The following is a 5,751-nucleotide window of genomic DNA, read 5'->3' on the forward strand; positions in this document are numbered from 1 at the left end:
TACTATTTTTTTCATGCGAAGAAATACTCTGTTAATTCAAGAGGCATAAGTATAGAATTTAGACAAGGAACTATCGCGTAGCGATTTTGTACAATCAGGGGAGAGAATTGAATCGGAGGTATAGGGATGAAGACCAATATGAACCAGACAAATACCCTCACGAAGCTTACTGAGATAAAGGGAAATTCGCTGTTCCAGGTGCTGGAGTTCGATGAACTGAGAGGCGGCAAGGATGTAAAGACCGCTTTCATGCTTTCGTTCATGAGGCAGGCAGGAATAAAGCTGAGGCAGCTAAGGATTGTTCTTTCTTCCAGCGGAGCATACATAGAGTCAGGAAGGCTGAGCTTCATGAGAGGACCGATAGAAGTAAGCTCCAATACAGGAGGACTTTTCTCATTCTCGAAGCAGCTGATAACATCGAAGATAACTGGGGAGAATCTGGTTAGACCTCTGTTCAAGGGAACAGGAGAGCTTCTTCTTGAGCCGTCATTCGGTCACATAGCGCTTCTTGAGCTTGAGAATGAGAGCGTCATAATAGATGATACGCTGTTCTTTGCTGCTGAGCAGCAGGTGGAGATGTCGACTACAACTGTCAAGACAGTTTCCGGTGCACTTCTAGGTAATGAAGGCTTCTTCCAGACCAAGCTGTCAGGAACAGGAATAGTTGCATTGGAGCTTCCTGTCCCTGAGCAGGAGATATTCAAGTACAAGCTTGTCAACGACATACTGAAGGTCGATGGTAACTTTGCAATCTTAAGGACAGGAACCATTGAATTCTCCGTAGAGAAGACCACCAGGTCCCTTATGGGCTCTGCTCTGTCTGGGGAGGGCTTCATGAACGTATTCAAGGGTACTGGTGAGGTATGGCTCATGCCGACGAAGTCTGTTTATGATGAGCTTCTTAGGACGATGGACAATCCTTTGATGAGGCCTCATGCGGAGCATGTGGCTGAGGGTAAGGATGGCAAGGACGGGAAGGCTTAAAGGGCTTCACTTTGGTATAGGTTTGAGACTGGTTTTATGATAAAATACTCATGATACACTCTGGGCACCGGAGGTGCCCGGGGTTTTTTTACGGAATTAATATGAAAAAGGATGGTAACATATGGCAAGAATGTTCGGTACTGACGGGGTTAGGGGACTCGCAAACAGCGAGCTTACACCACTTATGGCTTTCGAGCTTGGAAGGGCTGGAGCACACGTACTTACTGAGGGTGCCCACAGGCCTAAGATACTTGTGGCCAAGGATACGAGGATTTCCGGGGATATGCTTGAGAGCGCCCTTATAGCGGGAATACTGTCTGTTGGTGCGGAGGCGGTTTCGCTTGGAGTGGTGCCTACACCAGCAGTTGCACTTCTAGTCAGGAACTATAATGCTGATGCGGGAGTAATGATCTCAGCTTCGCATAACCCTGTTGAATACAACGGAATCAAGTTCTTCAACGGCCAGGGGTACAAGCTTTCTGATGACCTTGAGGACAGGATCCAGGCAGTAATCGAGGGTGGGTTTGAAGGTGTACCTTCACCTACTGGAAAGAATGTGGGAAGGGTAATATATGAGAGCAGGGCAACAGCGGACTATGTCAGCTATGCCATGAGTACGCTCAAGGAAGATCTTACAGGATTGAAGGTCGCTCTCGACTGTGCGAACGGAGCGAGCTACCAGTCTGCAGTTGCAGCCTTCAGGAAGCTTAACGCTGAGGTATATGTCATAAACGATGATCCGGATGGAGTTAACATCAACAAGGACTGTGGATCTACACATCCTGAGGAGCTCATGAAGTATGTCGTGGACAAGGGCTGCCACCTTGGTCTTGCCTTCGATGGCGATGCGGACAGATGCCTTGCAGTTGACGAGAAGGGAAACCTCATAGACGGGGACTTCATTATGCTTATCTCAGCACTTCACATGAAGGAGATGGGATTGCTTAAGGACGATACTCTGGTTGTGACTGTAATGAGCAATCTGGGTCTTATGATCGCGGCGAGGGAAAGAGGCCTTAAGCTTGAGATAACCAAGGTCGGAGACAGGTATGTCCTTGAGAACATGGTCGAGAACGGGTATTCCATTGGTGGAGAGCAGTCAGGACACGTCATATTCAGGGACTATAACACTACAGGTGACGGACTTGTTACTGGCCTTCAGCTTGCAGGCATAGTAAAGTACACCGGCAAGACGCTTAGCGAGCTTGCTTCGGTCATGAAGATAATGCCTCAGGTGCTTGTCAACGTAAAGGTACCAGCTGAGTTCAAGTGCATTCATGTAGATGACAAGGATATTGCAGCTGAGATAGCTGCAATCGAAGAGAAGCTTAACGGCAAGGGAAGGGTGCTCATAAGACCTTCAGGTACGGAGCCTCTTGTCAGGATCATGCTTGAGGGTGAGGTCCAGGAAGAGATAGATGCCTATGCCAACAGGATTGCTGACATGATAAAGTCGAGGATAACAATATAGTGAACTGAGGTCCGGATTTCCGGACTTCTTTTTTCTTTTCGGTGTATTCCTTTACACTCGATATGATAGAATTGAGTTATAGAAATATGGAGGTGTCTTTAATGGATGGCTACAGGATAGTGAACGAACCAGATGAGGGCAAGTTCTTTGTCGTGACTGAGTCGGGTGAGAGATTGGGTGAAATGGAGTACGTTCTGAAAGACGGATTGATTACTGTGCTGCATACTAACCTGGAGCCTGTGCTGCAGGGCACCGGCATGGGCCAGAAGCTTGTTGACTTTGTTGCGGATTACGCAAGGGAGAACAATTTTAAGGTTAATGCTTCATGCTTCTATGCAAGGAAGGTCCTTGCGAAGCATGCTGACAGATACGCTGACATATTGGGTCCCGAGGTTGATGCGATATTATAGCTTAAATACGGTAAAAACATGTATAAAGGGGAGGGCGAAATGTTAAAGAGAAAGATTGGCAGGACTGAACTTGTTGTAAGTCCTGTGGGACTTGGAACCAATGCAGTCGGTGGTCACAACATATACAACTACATGACTGACGATGGAGGCAGAAGGATCCTCAGGGCTGCATTTGACTGCGGCATGGACTTCATCGATACGGCATACTGGTATGGGCTCGGAAGGTCTGAGGAACTTATCAGTGATGTGCTTGGAGAATACAGGAATAGGAATGATATTGTCATTGCGACCAAGGCTGCCCACAGGTACGAGGAAGGCAACGTTGTAATGGATAATTCTGTGGAATTCATTGTCAAGTCTGTTTATGACAGCATGGCGAGGTTAGGAACAGACTACATTGACCTTTTCTATGTCCATTATCCTGATAAGGAAACTCCTAAGTATGAGGTCATAGGAGCGCTTAAGGACCTCAAGGACAAGGGCGTCATCAAGGCCATAGGAGTATCCAACTTCAACATGGAACAGCTGGAGGAGGCCAATAGGGACGGCTACATCGACGTCATACAGGACCACTACAACTTACTTAAGAGAGATGCTGAGAAGGACCTAATTCCATACTGCAGGGAGAAGGGCATATCCTTCGTGCCATATTATCCACTTGCTTCAGGATTCCTGACCGGCAAGTTCAACAGGTACTCAACCTTCATGGATTCAAGGACCAACAACCCACTTTTCAAGGGCAAGGCATTCATAGAAAATCTGGAGAAGGTGGAAAAGCTAAAAGTGATGGCCAAGCAGCTTGATGTGGCGCCGCAGAACCTGGCTCTCGCCTGGTACCTTGCTCAAGATGGGATAGATGCTGTGATTCCAGGTGCAAAGAACGTGAAACAGGTAGTGTCCAACTGCGATGCAATGACACTGAGATTATCTGATACTGATATAGCAGCCATTGATGGGATGTTCAGGTAAACAAAAAAGAGAAATTAGGTTTATGTGAAAGAAGCACTTCCGCGCGAAGTGCTTTTTGCTTACAGCATATCCAGGGTCATCTTCCTTTTTGGTGATGGGAAATGGACAGCAAGCATATCCAGGTCCTCAGGTGTAAGGCGGATATCAATTGCGGCTGCATTCTGCCTGACATGCTCGGGACTTGAAGCCTTCGGTAGGGCACAGACTCCTTCGTTTGAAAGGACGAATGCAAGCATAAGCTGCTCTGGAGTTATTCCATATTTTGATGAGATTTCCTTGACTACAGCGTTCTCCGCTATCTTTTTCCGGCTATGTCTGTCATGTGCCATCGGGCAGTATGCCATGGTAGCCATTCCATTTGATCTCATGAATGGCAGAAGGTCATACTCTATTCCCCTCGAGCCAAGGTTATAGAGAACCTGGTTAACGCGGCAGTTTGCTCCAAAAGGTACTGAAAGCAGCTCTTCCATGTCATCTGTATCGAAGTTAGAGACTCCCCAGTTTCTGATAAGTCCTTCCTTCTTCAGCTCTTCCATGCAGGCTACGGTCTCTGACAATGGCACTCTTCCCCTCCAGTGGAGGAGATACATGTCCAAATAGTCTGTACCGAGTCTATCAAGACTCTTTTTACACGAATTGAAGATGTTCCTTCTCCCTGCATTATGCGGATACACCTTGGAGACAATAAACAAGTTCTCCCTTCTCACATCACTTATGGCTTCTCCAATCAGCTCTTCGGACAGTCCCTCACCATACATCTCAGCAGTATCAATGAGCGTCATCCCAAGCTCAATTCCAAACCTTAGCGATGTAATCTCATCAGCTCTCTTCCTTGTATCTTCCCCCATATACCAGGTTCCCTGTCCAAGCCTTGGCATCATACTGCCATCATTGAGTTTTATGAAATCTTCCATGTTCGTCCTCCTGATAATATGAATGTGTAAATTACTATGCAACAGGTTGTAGTTTCCAGCTGCAACCCACTTGATTTTTCTCGTGTAGCAATGTGTCAAGAACTTGTAATTTGGGATTGTTTTTCCTCTTTACTTTATAGTATACTATCATTTGTGGATGTGAAAGCCATCTGCAAATTGAATATGGAGCGGTATCGAAGTGGTCATAACGGTCCTGACTCGAAATCAGGTGACGGAGAAATCCGTCCGTGGGTTCGAATCCCACCCGCTCCGCCAGAAATGTGCGGCTTTCCTCTGATTGAGGGAAGCTGCTATTTTTTACGAAAATTTCAATCCAAAGAAACATGATGGACGTTATTAAAGGACTCATGAAACAACAATAAAAGAATTATTTAAGTCAACAGAAGGTATAATGATAATATTAGACTATGTAAATAGATATCATTAAAATATATAATCATAAAGCCACATTTAAAAACATAATACTATATATAAAAAACAATTTTCAAAGAGGATTTCGCAAATATCTATATATTTTTCTCCAATTTGAGAATTCATAGTGATATAATCGAATAAGCAGGCAATGTATTGAAATCCTTATAAACGAGGTGTGAATTTTGGGTGTCAGCTACAACAAACTCTTTAAACTTCTGATCGATAAAAGTATGAAAAAAACAGATCTTCGGGTTGCCACAGGAATAAGTCCAAACACCCTCACCAACTTATATAAATACACCTGTTGGAAAATACAACCCTGACTGGGCGATTGCTTTCTATGAGGGCAAAGTCAAACATATTTATTTCGTTGCTGAAACCAAAGGCGATATGTCATCGATGGATCTTCGTGAAATTGAAAAAGCAAAAGCCCACTGCGCCCGAGAGCACTTCCGTGCTATCAGTGGCGAAAAGTAAGCGGAAATTGTTGTGCACATGGTGGCTATGCCTCAAGTTTGTGAAAATGGAATATGCCCAGAAAAATGAAAACCCCATCCGAAGATGAGGT

General features: G+C 45.3%; 5 protein-coding genes, 1 tRNA gene and 2 pseudogenes. 7 read left to right on the forward strand and 1 reads right to left on the reverse strand.

Features of this window, described 5'->3' with window-relative positions; genetic code table 11:
- The first annotated feature begins 126 nt into the window (after window positions 1–126).
- The 4 genes from J2Z34_RS17320 (at window position 127) to J2Z34_RS17335 (ending at window position 3,834) form a co-directional block, all read left to right on the forward strand.
- On the forward strand, window positions 127–984 hold the full coding sequence (locus tag J2Z34_RS17320) for an AIM24 family protein (RefSeq protein ID WP_209461127.1): 858 nt from the start codon (window positions 127–129) through the stop codon (window positions 982–984).
- Window positions 985–1,105: 121 nt separating this feature from the next.
- Window positions 1,106–2,455: a phosphoglucosamine mutase gene (glmM, locus tag J2Z34_RS17325; RefSeq protein WP_209461128.1), complete on the forward strand. Its 1,350-nt coding sequence runs from the start codon at window positions 1,106–1,108 to the stop codon at window positions 2,453–2,455.
- Window positions 2,456–2,556: 101 nt separating this feature from the next.
- Window positions 2,557–2,865, forward strand: a complete 309-nt coding sequence (locus J2Z34_RS17330; RefSeq protein WP_209461129.1) for a GNAT family N-acetyltransferase — start codon at window positions 2,557–2,559, stop codon at window positions 2,863–2,865.
- A 39-nt stretch (window positions 2,866–2,904) separates the two neighbouring features.
- Window positions 2,905–3,834, forward strand: a complete 930-nt coding sequence (locus tag J2Z34_RS17335) for an aldo/keto reductase (protein ID WP_209461130.1) — start codon at window positions 2,905–2,907, stop codon at window positions 3,832–3,834.
- 59 nt (window positions 3,835–3,893) lie between these two features.
- Here J2Z34_RS17335 and J2Z34_RS17340 read toward each other — a convergent pair whose 3' ends face one another.
- Entirely contained in the window at window positions 3,894–4,748 is an 855-nt protein-coding gene (locus J2Z34_RS17340) for an aldo/keto reductase (RefSeq protein ID WP_209461131.1), read from the reverse strand.
- 185 nt (window positions 4,749–4,933) lie between these two features.
- Between J2Z34_RS17340 and J2Z34_RS17345 the strand changes: the two genes are divergently transcribed.
- From J2Z34_RS17345 to J2Z34_RS17700, 3 genes and pseudogenes are all read left to right on the forward strand, one after another.
- Window positions 4,934–5,024 (forward strand) — tRNA-Ser (locus J2Z34_RS17345).
- 341 nt (window positions 5,025–5,365) lie between these two features.
- Window positions 5,366–5,479 (forward strand): annotated as a pseudogene (locus J2Z34_RS18030) (helix-turn-helix domain-containing protein); the annotation flags it as partial.
- A pseudogene (locus J2Z34_RS17700) lies at window positions 5,460–5,660 on the forward strand (restriction endonuclease); the annotation flags it as partial. The pseudogenes J2Z34_RS18030 and J2Z34_RS17700, both read left to right, overlap by 20 nt.
- Between the last annotated feature and the right edge of the window lie 91 nt (window positions 5,661–5,751).

The organism is Youngiibacter multivorans, assembly GCF_017873395.1.
GTDB classification, from domain to species: domain Bacteria; phylum Bacillota; class Clostridia; order Clostridiales; family Clostridiaceae; genus Youngiibacter; species Youngiibacter multivorans.